The organism is Microbacterium natoriense (assembly GCF_030816295.1).
Lineage (GTDB): Bacteria > Actinomycetota > Actinomycetes > Actinomycetales > Microbacteriaceae > Microbacterium > Microbacterium natoriense_A.
This window is the reverse complement of sequence record NZ_JAUSXV010000001.1, coordinates 3,552,296-3,568,247: the sequence shown is the minus strand read 5'-3', so window position 1 is coordinate 3,568,247 and position 15,952 is coordinate 3,552,296. Positions and strand designations below refer to the sequence as shown.

General features: G+C 69.2%; 16 protein-coding genes and 1 pseudogene. 13 read left to right on the top strand and 4 right to left on the bottom strand.

All coding sequences use genetic code 11. The annotated features are described in order from the left end of the window. Positions 1-38: 38 nt before the first annotated feature. Entirely contained in the window at positions 39-719 is a 681-nt protein-coding gene (locus QFZ53_RS16925; protein WP_292910829.1) for a winged helix-turn-helix transcriptional regulator, read from the bottom strand. A gap of 72 nt (positions 720-791) precedes the next feature. Between QFZ53_RS16925 and QFZ53_RS16920 the strand changes: the two genes are divergently transcribed. The 3 genes from QFZ53_RS16920 (at position 792) to ygfZ (ending at position 2,948) form a co-directional block, all read left to right on the top strand. Continuing rightward, entirely contained in the window at positions 792-1,082 is a 291-nt protein-coding gene (locus QFZ53_RS16920; RefSeq protein ID WP_292910827.1) for a hypothetical protein, read from the top strand. Positions 1,083-1,230: 148 nt separating this feature from the next. Continuing rightward, entirely contained in the window at positions 1,231-1,833 is a 603-nt protein-coding gene (locus tag QFZ53_RS16915; protein ID WP_307298374.1) for an FABP family protein, read from the top strand. Then, entirely contained in the window at positions 1,833-2,948 is a 1,116-nt protein-coding gene (gene ygfZ / locus QFZ53_RS16910) for a CAF17-like 4Fe-4S cluster assembly/insertion protein YgfZ (protein WP_307298372.1), read from the top strand. Before QFZ53_RS16915 ends, ygfZ begins: the two co-directional genes overlap by 1 nt. Here ygfZ and QFZ53_RS16905 read toward each other — a convergent pair. After that, positions 2,945-3,769 carry a class I SAM-dependent methyltransferase gene (locus tag QFZ53_RS16905; RefSeq protein WP_307298369.1) on the bottom strand — a complete coding sequence of 275 codons (825 nt, stop codon included), beginning with the start codon at positions 3,767-3,769 and terminating at the stop codon, positions 2,945-2,947. The genes ygfZ and QFZ53_RS16905 overlap by 4 nt on opposite strands. 79 nt (positions 3,770-3,848) lie before the next feature. On the opposite strand from QFZ53_RS16905, the gene QFZ53_RS16900 reads away from it, so the two are divergent. Continuing rightward, complete coding sequence (locus tag QFZ53_RS16900) at positions 3,849-4,592, top strand: phosphoglyceromutase (RefSeq protein ID WP_307298366.1); 744 nt, start codon at positions 3,849-3,851, stop codon at positions 4,590-4,592. A gap of 63 nt (positions 4,593-4,655) precedes the next feature. On the opposite strand, the gene phoU is transcribed toward QFZ53_RS16900, so the two are convergent. Next, complete coding sequence (gene phoU, locus QFZ53_RS16895) at positions 4,656-5,366, bottom strand: phosphate signaling complex protein PhoU (protein ID WP_292910817.1); 711 nt, start codon at positions 5,364-5,366, stop codon at positions 4,656-4,658. Positions 5,367-5,562: 196 nt separating this feature from the next. Here phoU and QFZ53_RS16890 point away from each other — a divergent pair, with 196 nt between their 5' ends. Both QFZ53_RS16890 and QFZ53_RS16885 read left to right on the top strand, forming a co-directional pair. Then, positions 5,563-6,792: a sensor histidine kinase gene (locus QFZ53_RS16890; protein ID WP_307298363.1), complete on the top strand. Its 1,230-nt coding sequence runs from the start codon at positions 5,563-5,565 to the stop codon at positions 6,790-6,792. Further along, positions 6,789-7,472: a response regulator transcription factor gene (locus tag QFZ53_RS16885; RefSeq protein ID WP_292910813.1), complete on the top strand. Its 684-nt coding sequence runs from the start codon at positions 6,789-6,791 to the stop codon at positions 7,470-7,472. Before QFZ53_RS16890 ends, QFZ53_RS16885 begins: the two co-directional genes overlap by 4 nt. 76 nt (positions 7,473-7,548) lie before the next feature. Here the strand turns inward: QFZ53_RS16885 and QFZ53_RS16880 are convergent, their stop codons facing one another. Further along, the gene (locus tag QFZ53_RS16880; protein ID WP_307298360.1) at positions 7,549-8,088 is read right to left on the bottom strand and encodes a DNA modification methylase; all 540 of its coding nucleotides are present in this window, start codon (positions 8,086-8,088) and stop codon (positions 7,549-7,551) included. Between the two features lie 134 nt (positions 8,089-8,222). On the opposite strand from QFZ53_RS16880, the gene QFZ53_RS16875 reads away from it, so the two are divergent. From QFZ53_RS16875 to QFZ53_RS16845, 7 genes and pseudogenes are all read left to right on the top strand, one after another. Then, entirely contained in the window at positions 8,223-8,705 is a 483-nt protein-coding gene (locus QFZ53_RS16875) for a CarD family transcriptional regulator (RefSeq protein ID WP_045255828.1), read from the top strand. A gap of 91 nt (positions 8,706-8,796) precedes the next feature. Continuing rightward, a pseudogene (gene ispD / locus QFZ53_RS16870) lies at positions 8,797-9,980 on the top strand (2-C-methyl-D-erythritol 4-phosphate cytidylyltransferase). 54 nt (positions 9,981-10,034) lie between these two features. Continuing rightward, on the top strand, positions 10,035-10,649 hold the full coding sequence (locus QFZ53_RS16865) for a short chain dehydrogenase (protein ID WP_307298356.1): 615 nt from the start codon (positions 10,035-10,037) through the stop codon (positions 10,647-10,649). Between the two features lie 75 nt (positions 10,650-10,724). Further along, the gene (gene cysS, locus QFZ53_RS16860; protein ID WP_307298355.1) at positions 10,725-12,164 is read left to right on the top strand and encodes a cysteine--tRNA ligase; all 1,440 of its coding nucleotides are present in this window, start codon (positions 10,725-10,727) and stop codon (positions 12,162-12,164) included. Beyond that, positions 12,157-13,164, top strand: coding sequence for a 23S rRNA (guanosine(2251)-2'-O)-methyltransferase RlmB (gene rlmB, locus QFZ53_RS16855; RefSeq protein WP_292910803.1), 1,008 nt, complete (start codon positions 12,157-12,159; stop codon positions 13,162-13,164). The genes cysS and rlmB overlap by 8 nt, the downstream gene beginning before the upstream one ends. A gap of 11 nt (positions 13,165-13,175) precedes the next feature. Then, the gene (locus tag QFZ53_RS16850) at positions 13,176-13,817 is read left to right on the top strand and encodes an NAD(P)-dependent oxidoreductase (RefSeq protein WP_307298353.1); all 642 of its coding nucleotides are present in this window, start codon (positions 13,176-13,178) and stop codon (positions 13,815-13,817) included. Between the two features lie 250 nt (positions 13,818-14,067). Further along, positions 14,068-15,933, top strand: coding sequence for a VaFE repeat-containing surface-anchored protein (locus QFZ53_RS16845; RefSeq protein ID WP_307298351.1), 1,866 nt, complete (start codon positions 14,068-14,070; stop codon positions 15,931-15,933). Positions 15,934-15,952 lie beyond the last annotated feature (19 nt).

Below are 15,952 nucleotides of genomic sequence, written 5' to 3'. Positions count from 1 at the left end.
ACCGCAAGGTGTCACGTGTGTGAACGGCGGCGGTTCCGTTACCGCGATGCGACGGTCTCGTCCTCGTAGACGTTGAAGCGGTAGCCCACGTTGCGCACGGTGCCGATGATCTGCTCCTGATCGCCGAGCTTGGCGCGCAGTCGTCGCACGTGCACGTCGACCGTCCGCGTGCCGCCGAAGTAGTCGTACCCCCACACCTCGCTGAGCAGCTGCTCCCTGGTGAAGACACGGGAGGGGTGGGTCGCGAGGAAGTGCAGGAGCTGGAACTCCTTGTACGTGAGATCCAGCGGGCGACCGTGGAGCTTGGCCGAATACGACTGCTCGTCGATCGTGACGCCGGACGCCTGCACGCGGGAGGGCTCTGCCGCCGCCTCGTGGCGAGCGAGCGCGAGCCGCAGCCTCGCGTCGATCTCGGCGGGTCCCGCCGTGGCGAGCAGCACATCGTCGATGCCCCATTCGCCCGAGACCGCGCTCATGCCGCCCTCCGTGACCACCAGCAGCAGCGGAGCATCCTGCCCCGCGGCACGCAGCAGCCGGCACAGCGACTTCGCCCCGACCAGGTCGGTCCGCGCATCCACGATCACGATGTCGTACTCCGGGGCGTTCACGAGCTGAGCAGGCTCCGCGGGAATCTGGCGGACGCCGTGGCTGAGCAGCTCGAGCGCGGGGAGCACCAGCTCCGTGATCGGAGCGTTGGTCAACGCCAGCACCTGGGCCACACGCTCTCCTCTCGGCCGACGGATGTCGCCGTGACGCAATGATACCGGCACCGGATAGGTGACAATGGAGACATGTCGGAACCCGCACTCGCCCCGCGCAACGCCTTCGTCGGTGTTTTCGTCGTGTGGGCCGTGGCATTCCTCGCCTCGATCGCCGTCGGAGTGTTCGTCCCGGAGGAGTGGCGCGTCTCGTGGATGCTCGTCGTCTTCGGCGGTCTGGTACTGCTCTCGTTCGCCGTACAGCTCTGGTACGGCAGCACGCAGGGATTCATCTTCCGGGTCGCTTGCAGTGTCACGGGCGCCCTCGTGCTGACCGGGCTCATCGCGACGGGGTTCGGCCTCGCCGCTCTCATCCCCGCCTGACCACCCGCATTCGGGGGGTAGGCTGGAGGCATGGATCTCGTCGCCCTCGAATTCTTCTTCATCGGCCTGCTGGGTCTCGCGAGCCTCTCGATCGCCTTCGTCTCGGTCGTGGTGCTGCGCAACCTCTTCCGCGGCCAGCGCTGAGCGCATGCTCGAGCTTCCTGCGGATCTTCCCGCAGACCTCGCCCCTCTCTCCTGGCTGATCGGCGTCTGGGAGGGCACCGGGGTCATCGACTACCCCGTCGGCGACGAACGGCTGCAGGGCGAGTTCACGCATCGGGTGAGCTTCAGCCACGACGGCGGCCCCTTCCTCAACTACGCGGCCACTGCGACGTTCGTCGGCGATGACGGATCAGCGTCCGTTCCCCTGGTCGCGGAGAGCGGATTCTGGCGCCTGTCGCGTCCTGCGGGGGAGTCGGATGCCGGTCCCGCTCTGCTTCCTCCCACCGCCCCCACCGTGATCCGCGACGTCCACGACGTCGAGGCGCTGCGCAGCACCGCGGGGGGCTTCCCTCTCGAAGTGTCCCTCGCGCACGCCGACGGCACCCTCGAGCTGTACCTGGGGGAGATCAACGGTCCGCGCGTCGACATCGCCTCCGATGCGATCGTGCGTCCGGCGGGCGGCAAGGCCTACGGCGCAGCATCACGCATGTACGGCCTGGTCGACAACCACCTGCTCTGGGCGTGGGACATCGCCGCGCTCGGCACGCAGCTGCGCTCGCACGCCTCGGCGCGCCTGGCGAGGGTCTGATGGCCGGGTTCGCGGACATCGACGGCGCCGTCTCGAGCGACGGCGTCATCTCGCACTTCGGCGACGTTTTCCGCGAGCAGCGTCGACTCGCTGCGGCTGAGGCGCTCGTTCCGCTCGGCGACCGTGCCGTGATCGAGGTCGCCGGCCCCGAACGACTCGGCTGGCTCGACTCGATCACCTCGCAGGCCGTCGGTCACCTGGCCCCGGGCGAGAGCACGGAGCTTCTGGTTCTCGACCCGCAGGGACGCGTCGAGCACGCTGCGGCCGTTCTCGACGACGGCGCGTCGACCTGGCTGATCGCGGACGCCGCGGACGTCGAGCCGCTGGCCGCCTGGCTCACCCGCATGAAGTTCCGCACCCAGGCGACGGTCGCGGTCCGCGACGACCTGCAGCTGATCGGCTTCGTCGACGGCGGTTCGGCGGCCGAGCTCGCGGGCGCGGCGGCATCCGCTCCTCACGGCGTCGCCCTGGTGTGGAGCGACCCCTGGCAGCGGGTGAGCGCGGGCGGGCATCAGTACGCCGAGGTCGCCGAGCACCCCGGTTCGGCCCTCGCGTGGCGGGTCGCCGTCGTGACGGCTGATGCTGCTGCGGCGCTCGCCGCGTCGACGCCTGTCGAATCGCTCGCGGGCCTGCTCGCCGCCGAGGCTCTCCGCGTCGCGGCGTGGCGCCCGCGATGGGCCGCGGAAGTGGACGATCGCTCGCTGCCGCACGAATCCGACTGGATCCGCACCGCCGTGCACCTGAGCAAGGGCTGCTATCGCGGCCAGGAGACCGTTGCGAAGGTGCACAACCTCGGTCATCCGCCACGGCGGCTCGCCGCCCTGCATCTCGACGGCAGCGATGCGGTCCTCCCCGCGCCGGGGGATCCCGTGCTCCTCGGCGACGACGAACTCGGGCACATCACGTCCGTGGCACGGCACTTCGAGGACGGCCCGATCGCACTCGCGATCCTGTCGCGACGTGCACCGGAGGGCGACCTCGTCGTCCGCACGGCCGAAGGCGACATCGCCGCAGCGCAGCAGGTGATCGTGCCTGCGGACGCCGGCGCGACCGCCGACATCCCTCGACTCACTCGGCTTTCGCGACGCCCCTCCGCCCCCGATCCTCGCGGTTAGGCGAGCGGCGCCACCGCGTCCCACGGCAGGCTGAGCTCGCCGAGCTTCCACCGCGTCCGGCCGCCCTGCACGGGCCACCCCTGAGCCTTGAGCCCCGCGACTGCGGCGAGGAAGCGCTGGGTCGCGCCGAAGGCGGACAGAGGTGAGGCGCGCTCCCATTCCCGGTCGAGGTCGACGAGCAGCGCGTGGATGCGCTCCCCGGGCACGTTCCGATGGATCAGCGCCTTCGGCAGCCGCTCGGCGACGATGCCGGGCCGATCGAGGTCGGCGAGCCGCAGCGAGAGCGTGAAGCGCACCGGCGTACCGTCGGGTCCGACGTCGACCCAGCTGGAGATGCGACCGATCTCGTCGCACGTCCCCTCGACGAGCAGACCCCCCGGCGCCAACCGTGCCGCCGTCGTGCGCCAGGCCCCTGCGACCTCGGACTCGTCATACTGGCGCAGCACGTTCATGGCGCGGATGACGGCTGCCCGCCGTCCTGTCGGAAGAGGCACCTCGAAACCGCCGCGAGCGAAAGACACCCTCAGATCCGGGGGAAATGGCGTCCTGCCCGCCCTGACCTCCTCGAGCTGCGATGTGGCGAGCGCGACCCGAGCGGGGTCGATCTCGAGACCGAGCACTTCGGCATCCGGCCTGATCCGGCGGAGCCGGGCGGCGAGCTCGAAGGCGGTCACGCCGCTCGCCCCGTACCCCAGGTCGACGACGAGGGGGTCGGCAGCGGTGCGCAAGGGTTCGGATGCCGCGATCCAGCGGTCGTTGCGCCGCAGCCGGTTCGTCCCCGTGGTGCCGCGCGTGGGCCTGCCGAGGGGAGATGACGCCATATGTCAATCCTTGCAGTCCTTCGCCCTGCCCAGGACGCCCAGGCCGAGCGGCCGACGCCTCTGTCGATAAGCTGGGACCATGACCCGCACCCTGATCCTGCTCCGCCACGGCCGGAGCGAGTGGAACGAACTGAACCTCTTCACCGGCTGGGTGGACGTCCGCCTGAACGAGCAGGGCAAGGCCGAGGCCCAGCGCGGCGGCGAGCTGCTCGCCGAGGCAGGCCTCCTTCCCGACGTCCTGCACACGTCGCTGCTGAGCCGTGCCATCCAGACCGCGAACATCGCCCTCGACGCCGCCGACCGGCTGTGGATCCCGGTGACCCGCTCATGGCGACTCAACGAGCGTCACTACGGTGCGCTGCAGGGCAAGGACAAGGCCGAGACGCTCGAGGAGTTCGGCGCCGAGCAGTTCCAGCTGTGGCGTCGGTCGTTCGACGTGCCGCCGCCCGTGCTCGACGATGCGAGCGAGTTCAGCCAGGTGAACGACCCGCGCTATGCAGGCATCGACGGCGAGGTTCCGCGCACCGAGTCGCTCAAGCTCGTGATCGACCGCCTGCTGCCGTACTGGGAGAGCGCGATCGTCCCCGACCTGGAGGCCGGCAAGACGGTGCTCGTCACGGCGCACGGCAACTCGCTGCGCGGCCTGGTGAAGCACCTCGAGGGCATCAGCGACGACGACATCGCCGAGCTGAACATCCCCACCGGCATCCCGCTGGTCTACGAACTCGACGACGACAACGTCCCGACCGGACCCGGTCGCTACCTCGACCCTGAGGCCGCGGCCGCCGGCGCGGCAGCGGTCGCCGCGCAGGGCAAGAAGTAGCCGATACGCAGAACGGGGCGGATGCTGACAGCATCCGCCCCGTTCTGCGTATCAGGCCGGGGTTCAGGCGTGCCCGTGCTCCTGCTGACCGAGCTCCTGCTGCTCGACGGCGAGGGCGATGTCCTCTTCGTCGACGTGCCAGTCGCCGGTGGCGAGGTAGACGACCTTCTTGGCCACCGCGACCGCGTGGTCGGCGAAGCGCTCGTGGTACCGGCTGGCCAGAGTGGCGTCGACCGTCGCGGTCGCCTCACCCTTCCAGTTGTCGCTGAGGACCTTCTCGAACACGCTGGCGTGCAGCTCGTCGATGTCGTCGTCGGTGTTGCGGATCGCGTCGGCGAGTCGCAGATCCTGCGTGCGGAGCAGGGCCGACAGCGTGCGGGCGATCTCGACGTCCAGCTCGCCCATCTTCGTGAAGGTGCCCTTGAGGCCCTTCGGGACGGCCCGCTCGGGGAAGCGCAGGCGCGCGAGCTGGGAGATGTGCTCCGACATGTCGCCCATGCGCTCCAGGGAGGCGCTGACACGCAGCGCCGTGACGACGATGCGCAGATCGCGGGCGACCGGCTGCTGGCGGGCGAGGATCTCGATGGCCTGCTCGTCGAGGGCCACAGCCAGCTCGTCGATCTTCGCGTCGTCTGCGATGACCTCCTCGGCGAGCGCGACGTCGCTCGTGGCGAACGCGCGGGTCGCCTTGTCGATCGAGACCGTGACGAGGTCCGCGATCTCCACGAGGCGGTTCTGCAGGTCCTCGAGGGACTGGTGGAAGACTTCGCGCATGGTGGGCGCAACCTTTCATTCGGATCTCGTCGGAAAGGTCCGCGAGAGGGTAGGGCCGCGCTCCGCACAGGCCCGATGCGATTGTGTGCCCCGAAGGTTAACGAACGGTGCCCAGCACGTGAATAGTACTTCGCGGGATGCCGCCGAGCACCGGAAACCCGCCGGAGCGCAGGTGAACGCACTCTACTCTTGAGGCATGACCCTGCCCCAGATCGCTCTGATCTCGCTCGCCATCGGCCTGCTGATCGGCATCGCGCTCTCGCTGGTCGTGGTCTGGGCGTACCGGGCGCGGGCGCGGTTGGACGAGGAGACCTCGACGATCGTCCCTGAGGGCGTGACGGATGTGCTCGGCAGCATGGATGACGCCGCGTGCGTCATCGACACCTCCGGCCTCGTGCTGGCGGCGTCGCTCGCGGCTGCCCGCTTCGGCATCTCGGTCGGCTCGACGCTCGACAACCCCGAGCTGCGCCAGCTGGTGCGCGGCGTGCGCGCGACGGGCGGCACCGCCACCGAGTCGCTGCGCATCACCAGGGGAGGGCTGAGCCTCGACCCGCGGCTCGTCTCGGCCCGTGCCAGCGTGATCAGCCCTCGTATGGCGCTCCTCATCATCCGGGACGTCACCGAGCAGGAACGTCTCGACCAGATGCGCCGCGACTTCGTGGCGAACACCAGCCACGAGCTGAAGACGCCGGTGGGCGCGGTCACGCTGCTCGCCGAGGCGATCGAGTCGGCCGCCGACGACCCCGCGCAGGTGCGCATCTTCGCCGCCCGCATCTCGGCGGAGGCCGCCCGGCTCGGCCAGCTCACGGGGCGCATCATGAGCCTCTCTCGCCTGCAGGCCGACGACGGGCTCGGCGACGTGCGCCCGGTGTCGATCGACGAGGTCATCGCGGCGTCGATCGAAGCCCACGCGGTGCAGGCCGACTCCGCCGGAGTCGATCTCGCCCGCGGCGGCGACCGCGGCGTATGGGTGCGCGGCGACGCGCAGATCCTCATCGAGGCGATCGGCAACCTCGTCGCGAACGCGATCGTGTATTCGCCGAAGGGATCCCGCGTCGGCATCGGCGTGCGGGCAGACGGAGACCTCGTCGAGATCGCCGTGTCCGATCAGGGCATCGGCATCGCAGAGGCCGACCGGGAGCGCATCTTCGAGCGCTTCTACCGCGCAGACGAAGCCCGCTCGCGCCGCACCGGTGGTACCGGGCTCGGCCTCTCGATCGTCAAGCACGCCATACAGCGTCACGGCGGCGAGGTGCTGCTGTGGTCGCGCCCCGGTCGTGGATCCACTTTCACCGTCCGACTTCCCCGCATCGACTCGCCGGTCGCAGGCGAGGGCAAGAAGGAGAAGAAGCGCAAGAAGAAGCGCGAGAAGAAGGCGGCCAAGACGGCCGTCGCTGCTCGCGTCCGAAACGGAGAGACAGCATGACCCGCATCCTTCTCGTCGAAGACGAGCCCGACCTCGCCGACCCGCTGGCGTACCTGCTGCGCCGAGAGGGATACGAGGTGGAGATCGCCGAAGACGGACCCGGCGCGCTCGCGGCGTTCAGGGAGCGCGGGGCCGACATCGTCCTCCTCGACCTGATGCTCCCGGGTATGCCGGGAACCGAGGTGTGCCGCCAGATCCGCTCGACCTCCGCCGTGCCCATCATCATGCTGACCGCCAAGGACTCGGAGGTCGACATCGTCGTGGGGTTGGAGCTCGGCGCCGACGACTACATCACCAAGCCGTACTCTTCGCGAGAACTGCTGGCGCGCATGCGCGCCGTGCTGCGCCGCGTGGTGCAGGCCGACAGCGAGCTCGACGAGCGCGTGCTCGACGGCGGACGCGTCTCTCTCGACATCGACCGCCACACGGTCTCGGTCGACGGCGAGCAGATCAACATGCCCCTCAAGGAGTTCGAGCTTCTCGAGGTGCTCATGCGCAACTCGGGCCGCGTTCTCACGCGCGGGCAGCTGATCGACCGCGTGTGGGGGAGCGACTACTTCGGCGACACCAAGACGCTCGACGTGCACATCAAGCGCATCCGCTCGCGCATCGAGCAGAACCCGGGTGAGCCCGTGATGCTCGTGACCGTGCGGGGTCTCGGCTACCGCTTCGAGGGCTGACCCCTCCAGGCCGGCCCGGAGGCCGCACGTGAAGAAGGCCGGCACCCCTCGGGGTGCCGGCCTTCTTCGTATGAGGTCAGTTCGACGGCGCGGGAGCTGCGGTGTCGGTCGGAGTCGGCTCCGGCGTGGCCGTGGGCTTCGGCTTCTCCTCCGACGGCACCAGATCGGCGTAGTAGGGGAGGGCGCCGTCGAGCACGGGGACGCTGGCCTTCACGCCCGAGCTGTCACCCGACTGGAAGTGCACCTCGACCGTGGCGCCAGGCATCGTGTCGAGATCGACGAGACGCAGCGGAGCCTCGTCGGCGCCGAGGCTCACGGTTCCGCCTGCGGGCACCGTCACGGCCATCGGGTCGATGCCCTCGACCGTGATCGTGAGGGTGGCCTTCTCGTCGCTCGGGTTCACGATCGCGGCGACGAAGTTGCCCACAGAGCCGTCTTCGTTCGCGACGATGAACGCGTTGCGGACGACGACAGGGCCGGATTCATCGGAGACGTTCACGCCGTCGGACGCCGAGTAGTTGATCGTCGTCGCCTGGGGCGAGATGAAAGTGCATCCGGTCGTGCCCAGCAGCACGAGGGCGCTGACGGCAGCAGCTGCGACGAGGCGCGAATTCACTGGTCCTCCTGAGGTCCGGCGGGATATCCGCATCCATTCTATGGGTACGGGCGCGCGACTCCCGGACGCAGGGGCGCGAACCTTAGCGCATATCCCCTGTGGTATCCTTGAGGTTGCCGAAAGGACACGTTTTTATGCTTTTTGAGGTTGGCGAAACAGTCGTCTATCCGCACCATGGCGCTGCGACCATCATCGAGGTCAAGGAGCGCATCATCAAGGGCGAGGCGAAGAAGTATCTGAAGCTCAACGTCACCCAGGGCGATCTGATCATCGAGGTTCCGGCCGAGAACGTCGACCTGGTCGGCGTTCGCGATGTGATCGGCAAGGAGGGCCTCGATCACGTCTTCGAGGTTCTGCGTGCGCCGTTCACCGAGGAGCCCACCAACTGGTCGCGTCGCTACAAGGCGAACCTTGAGAAGCTCGCCTCGGGCGATGTCATCAAGGTGAGCGAGGTCGTCCGCGACCTCTGGCGTCGTGACCAGGACCGCGGTCTGTCCGCGGGTGAGAAGCGGATGCTGGCGAAGGCTCGCCAGATCCTCATCTCCGAGCTGGCTCTCGCCGAGAAGATCGACGAGGACAAGGCGGGCGCACTGCTCGACGAGGTCCTCGCTTCCTGAGCGCCGCGCCCTGCGCGCTGAGAGCTCAAGATCCTGGAGAAGGCGGATGCTTCGGCATCCGCCTTTTTCGTGCGCCCGGTAGCGTGTGTGCATGCTTCCCGTTCCGCACACCGCGATCATCGTCGTCGCCGCCGGGTCCGGCACCCGCCTGGCCGGCGGAGCGCCCAAGGCGTTCGTCGGCATCGACGCCCGCTCGATCCTGCGCCATGCGCTCGACGGCGTGTTCGCCGCGGCGCCCATGCAGGTCGTCGTCGTCGCCCCGTCCGGATTCGAAGGGCAGGCCGAGAGCGATCTGCGCGCGGCCGCGGGTGACCGCGCCGATCTCGCCCGTGTCGTCACGGGCGGTGCGACTCGCCAGGAGTCGGTGAAGGCCGGGATCACCGCGCTGTGGGGCGACATCGACACGGTGCTCGTGCACGACGCCGCCAGGGCGCTCACATCCCGCCCGCCGTGATCGACGCCGTCGTCGACGCGGTCGACGACGGCACCGGCGTGCTCCCCATGCTCCCGGTCGTCGACACTCTGAAGCGGGTCGACGGCGAGGCCATCGTCGCCGCCGTCGACCGTGCCGAGCTGGCCGCCGCGCAGACCCCGCAGGGGTTCCCGCGCGCGCTTCTCGAGTCGGCGTATGCGGCGGCGGGCGAAGCGGGTGTCGAATACACCGACGATGCAGCGCTCTTCGCCGCGGCAGGGCACCCGGTGCAGCGGATCCCCGGCTCCGAGCGCGGGTTCAAGATCACCACGCAGTCCGATCTCGAGCGCGCGCGGCACCTGCTCGCCGCGTCCGCCGCTGCTCTCGCTCCCGCGCTGCCGCGCGTGGGCATCGGCACCGACGTGCATGCCTTCGGCGGCGAGGGGAATCTGTGGCTGGCCGGCCTCGAATGGCCGGGGGAGCAGCCCCTGTCGGGACACTCCGACGGCGACGCCGTGGCCCACGCGATCGTCGATGCGCTGCTGGGAGCGGCGGGTCTCGGCGACATCGGCGAGCATTTCGGCACTGCCCACCCCGAGTACGCCGGTGCACATGCATCCGTCTTCCTCGCCCGCACCCGGGAGATCCTCGCCGAGAACGGCTTCGCGATCGGCAACGTATCCGCGCAGTTCCAGGGGAACCGGCCCAAGTTCAGCCCGCGGCGGACTGAGGCGCAGGCCGTGCTGACCCAGATACTCGGAGCGCCGGTGTCGGTCACGGCCACGACGACCGACGGATTGGGTTTCACCGGTCGGGGCGAAGGGATCTCGGTCACCGCGATCGCGATGGTCGTCCCCGTCTGACCTCGACGTCGCCTCGCGGGAATGCCCCGCCGTGTCGCCTCGTTGCCTGATGGGGTGACCACGGAAGAAGGAGTCGAGTTGAAGATCCTCATCATCGGAGCGACAGGACACGTCGGGCGGGCAGCGGCCGCCGCGCTGGAAGGGCACGAGATCGTCGCCGCGTCCCGCAGCGGCCGGACGCAGGTCGACGTGACGGATCCCGCGTCGATCGAGCGCCTGTTCGCCGAGGTCGGCACCGTCGACGCCGTTATCGCCGCCGTCGGGAGCGTGCCGTTCGCGCCGCTGGGCGAGCTCGGACGCGACGCGTACGAGTCGGCGTTCCGCGGCAAGGTGCTCTCGCAGCTCGACATCGTGCGGATCGGGACGCCCCACGTCCGCGACGGCGGGTCCTTCACTCTGACCAGCGGCATCCTCGCGAGGGAGCCGATCGCCACAGGGGTCGCCGCTTCTCTCGCCAACGGCGCGCTCGAGGCATTCGTCCTCGGAGCAGCTCCTGAGCTGCCGCGCGGCATCCGCATCAACGCCGTCAGCCCCTCTGTGCTGGCGGATGCGCCGTCGTATCATTCCTCGTTCCCCGGCTTCATTCCGGTGTCCTCGCACCGGGTCGGTCAGGCGTACGCGAAGAGCGTCCTCGGCGTGCAGACCGGACGTGTCCTTCCGGTCGACTGAGCACGCACACGACCCGGGTGCGTAGCAAAGCGGCGTGCCCAGGCTTCGCGGGCGGTCGCCCGGTAGTCTTGAGCAGTGACACTCCGCCTCTACGACACCCGCGCTGCGACCCTGCGCGACTTCGTGCCTCTCGACCCCGAGAACATCACGATGTACGTGTGCGGACCCACCGTGCAGTCCGGCCCGCATATCGGCCACGTGCGGGCGGCGCTGAGCTTCGATCTTCTCCGGCGCTGGCTCGCTCTGCGGTACGGACGCGTCACATTCGTGCGCAACGTCACGGACATCGATGACAAGACCCTGGCGAACGCGACCCCCGACGAACCATGGTGGGCGCTGGCCTACCGGATCGAGCAGGAGTTCACGGCGGCATATGCCGCCGTGGGCATCCTTCCGCCGACCTATGAGCCGCGGGCAACCGCCTCGGTGCCGCAGATGCAGGAGATCATCACGACGCTCATCGAGCGCGGCCATGCCTATCCCGCGTCGGACGGCTCGGGCGACGTGTACTTCGACGTGCGTTCATGGCCGGAGTACGGCTCGCTGACGCACCAGTCCATCGATGCGATGGAACCGGCGGAAGACGCCGATCCCCGTGCCAAGCGCAACCCGCAGGACTTCGCTCTCTGGAAGGGCGCCAAGGCGGATGAGCCGGCCGACGCCGCATGGCGCTCGCCGTGGGGCACGGGCCGCCCGGGTTGGCACATCGAGTGCTCGGCGATGGCCAAGCGCTACCTCGGTGCGGAGTTCGACATCCACGGCGGGGGTCTCGACCTGCGCTTCCCGCACCACGAGAACGAGCTCGCCCAGTCGAGCGCGGCCGGCGACGGCTTCGCGCAGTACTGGGTGCACAACGGGTTGGTCACCGTCGGCGGGCAGAAGATGTCGAAATCGATCGGCAACTTCACCCTCGCCGCAGACGTGCTGAAGGCGCACGATCCGCAGGTCGTGCGTTACGCGCTCGCTGCCGCGCACTACCGTTCGAGCCTCGACCTCACCGAGTCGTCGTGGGCGGAGGCGGAGGCCGCACTGGGCCGCATCCGGACCTTCCTCGAGCGCGCGGAACGAGCCTCCGAGCGGAACGAGGATCGGCGCGCCCGGTTCGAGGCGCCCGCGGAGGAGTGGGAGTACATCCCCCTGCTCCCCGAGGAGTTCGGTCGCGCGATGGATGACGACCTCGGAGTGCCGCAGGCCCTCGCCGTGCTGCACGACCGCGTCCGAAGCGGCAACCAGGCGATCGACGACGGAGACGATGCGGCCGCCGAGCGGGCGCTGTATGAAGTACGCGCGATGGTCGGCGTGCTCGGCCTGGACGATGGGCCAGGGGGAGCCGAGAACGAGGGGGCTGCGGCATCCGCTCTCGACGCTCTCGTGCAGACGATGATCACCCAGCGTGCGCAGGCGCGCGCTGACAAGGACTGGGCGGCGGCGGATCGCATCCGTGACGCGATCGCCGCCGCAGGAATCACGCTGGAGGACACTCCGGCCGGAACTCATTGGAGTATCGATGGCTAAGCCAGGCAACCCCTCAGCGGGCAAGGGCAAGAAGAAGGGGCCCAGCAAGGGCACCGGTGGACTCGGACGCAAGGCGCTCGAGGGACGCGGACCGACTCCGAAGGCGGAGGACCGCGCCTGGCACCCGGCCGGCAAGCGCAAGGCCGCAGCCGAGCGCTTCGCCGCCGCCGGCGGCAAGGGCAGGCCGGGTCAGCAGCGGAACTCGGGCGGCAACCCGAACCGCTCGGCTCGGGCGAAGGACAACACCACGGACACCGAGATCGTCACGGGCCGAAACTCGGTGCTCGAGGCGCTTCGCGCGAAGATCCCCGCAACCGCGTTCTACATCGCTCAGCGCGTGGAGATGGACGACCGCACCAAGGAGATGCTCGCGATCGCGACGCACCGCGGCATCCCCGTGCTCGAGGTCACCCGTCAGGAGCTCGACCGCATGGCCGGGTTCGACGGCGTGCACCAGGGCGTAGCAATCAAGGTTCCGCCGTACGAGTACGCGCACCCGCAGGACCTGCTCGAAGCGGTCATCGACAAGGGCCAGGTGCCTCTGTTCGTCGCACTCGACGGCATCACGGACCCCCGCAATCTCGGTGCGATCATCCGCTCGACGGCCGCCTTCGGCGGACACGGGATCATCCTGCCGCAGCGTCGTTCGGCGGGCGTGAACTCGGCAGCGTGGAAGACCAGTGCCGGCGCAGCAGCGCGGGTTCCGGTGGCGCTGGCCGTGAACCTCACCACGCAGCTCAAGGAGTTCAAGAAGCAGGGCGTGTTCGTCCTGGGGCTCGACGGCGACGGCGATGTGCTCCTGCCCGAGCTGCAGCTCGCCGATCGTCCTGTCGTGATCGTCACGGGTTCCGAGGGCAAGGGGCTCTCGCGTCTCGTCGCCGAGACCTGCGATCAGATCGTGTCGATCCCGATCTCCGCGGCGACCGAGTCGCTCAACGCCGGCATCGCCACCTCGGTCGCGCTGTATCAGGTCTCCACCGTCCGCAACGCAAAGAAGTAGGAAGGCACGTCATGACCCGCATCGTCGTTCTCGGAGGGACCGGCTATGCCGGTCGTCACATCGTCGCCGAGGCGGTGAGCCGCGGGCACGAGGTCGTCGCCGTGTCTCGCTCGCTCCCGTCCGACCAGGTCATCGGGGCGGAGTACGTGCAGGGTTCGGCCCTCGACCTCACACCGCTCGCGGACACGCTGACCGGCGCGGATGCGGTCGTCTCGGCGCTCTCGCCGCGGGGCGACATGACGGACAGAGCCCTCGAAGCGGTGACCGACGTCGCAGAACTGCTCAGCGGCACCTCCACGCGTCTCGGCGTGGTGGGCGGCGCCGGCGGAAGCCTCGTCGCCGCCGGAGGGCCTCGCCTGTTCGACCAGGGCTTCCCCGAGGAGTACAAGCACGAGGCGCAGGTCGGCATCGATTCGCTCGCGATGCTCGAGGCGACGGACGCCGGCCTCGACTGGTTCTTCGTGCACCCCGCCGAGGTGTTCGGTCCGTGGGCCGAGGGCGAGCGCACCGGGCATTACCGCGACGGCGGCGACGTGCTCGTCCGCGACGCCGAGGGCAGGTCGTACATCTCCGGCGCAGACTTCGCGGTCGCCGTGGTCGACGAGATCGAGCAGGGCAACCACCATCGTGAGCGGTTCACGGTCGGGTACTGATCACGATCCAAAGGCCTGATGCGGCTCTCCGCCGAGAACCGCATCAGGCCTTTCGTGTGCCCGGGAACGCCGGCGTCCATTACGGGCAGGCGTCTTCCTGACCCCTCGGAGGGGTCAAGAACGGTGCGGGCATTGCTCGCCCTCCGCACCGCTTCCAGACTGGGCATCGCAGGGGACTCGATACGAGGGGAGTCTTCTGGGGGAGCGCGGCGTCAGCCTGCGCGCATGGGAGAAGGAAGCGGAACCAATCGTGAACAAGACCGTATCGTCGCGCCCGACGAGGATGGGGCGGGCGGCAGCCGCGCTCCTGCTCGCCGTCGCCGCCGTCGTGCCCTCCGCATTTGCGGGGTCGGCTTCCGCGGCCACAGACATCGCACCGGGAGACGCGGTGTGGGTGGGGCCCTCCGTCGGCGGGGGAACGCACATCACACCGGTGTACATTCCGGTGCCCGCGGACACCGGCAATCCCGGAACAGCAGACTACTGGGCGTACTGCATCGAGCACGATGTCAGTCTGCGTCCGAGCACGAGCGCCGTGATCGGCGACTTCTCGAGCTATCTGGGGTCGAACTACTTCACCGATCCTGCCATCCAGGCGAAGGTCTACTGGATCGTCACCCACGCCTATCCGTCGGTTTCAGTTGCTGATCTCGCGATCGCCGCCGGCGCACCCGGCCTCACGCTCAACGACGCGATCGAGGGTGCGCAGTACGCCATCTGGCGCTTCACAGACCTGACGTTCGACGCCAGCTGGGACTGGGCCTCGCCGAATTCGGAAGCCGTCTACTGGCACCTCGTAAACGGTGCGCACGCGAACGCCGGGGCGACGCCTCCGGCGCCCGCGGACATCGACGTCTCCGTCGCAGGTCCGGCAGCACCCGGCGCTGGAGGGACGCTCGTGGGCCCGTTCACGGTCTCCACCAACCAGGCGACGGCTGGTGTGGCTTCGAACCCGGCGTACGCGTTCACCGACGCCGCGGGCGACCCCATCGATCCGAACGCGGTGGTCGACGGACAGCAGGTCTATCTCGACCTGCGGGGGGTCGCGGCGGCCGGCTCTGCGACGGTCACGGCGACCGTGGCCGGCGCCGACGGCACGGGCCTCGTCGTCTCCACGCCGGAGGTCGGCAGCACCACACCGACCGCCGCCTCGCACCGTCAGTCGCAGATCCTCGTCGCGGCCTCGACCGCGACGACCTCCGCCGCGGCGTCGGGCACCTGGGCGGCAGCGGCGGTTCCGGAGATCGGCACGACGCTGACGGATGCTGCAGATGAGGATCACATTCTCGCGTGGAACGGCGGGTCGCTGGTCGACACGATCTCCTACTCGGGTCTGACCGCGGGTCAGGAGTACACGGTGTCGGGTGAACTGATGGTGAAGTCCGATGGCTCGTCCACCGCAATCACGGGTCAGACGACGTTCACACCGACCTCTGCGGCAGGGACGGTCGACGTCACCTTCACGGTTCCGTCGGGTTATGCGGGCGCGGCGCTGGTCGCGTTCGAGACGCTGTATGCGGGTGATACGGCGACGGGCACTCCGGTGGCCGAGCATAAGGACATCGACGACGTGAACCAGACGGTCACGCTGGAGGAGCAGCCGGTCATGCCGGCGATCGGCACCACCCTGCTCGACAGCGCCGACCAGGATCACACCCTGGCCTGGAACGGCGGCACGGTGATCGACACGATCGCCTACACCGGGCTGACCCCAGGAATCGAGTACACCGTGTCGGGCGAGCTCATGCGCAGGTCCGACGGCTCCGCCACCGGCATCACGGCGACGGCGTCCTTCACTCCGACCTCGACGAGTGGCAGCATCGCGGTCAGGTTCACCGTGCCGAACGGCTATGCGGGCGAGTCCCTCGTCGCGTTCGAGACGCTCTACACGGGTTCGACGGCATCTGGCACTCCGATGGCCGAGCACAAGGACATCGACGACGCGGCGCAGACCGTCGCGGTCGAAAAGCAGCCGGCCGGGACCGCTCCGACCGTGACTGGCCTGGCAAGCACCGGCAGCGCGCTCCCGGTGGGATTGACCGCCGTAGCGGTGACTGCCGTGCTGCTCGGGGCGATGTTCCTCATCAGACGCCGAAAAGCGCACAGCGAGCTCTGATCAGCTGACGGGAAAGGGC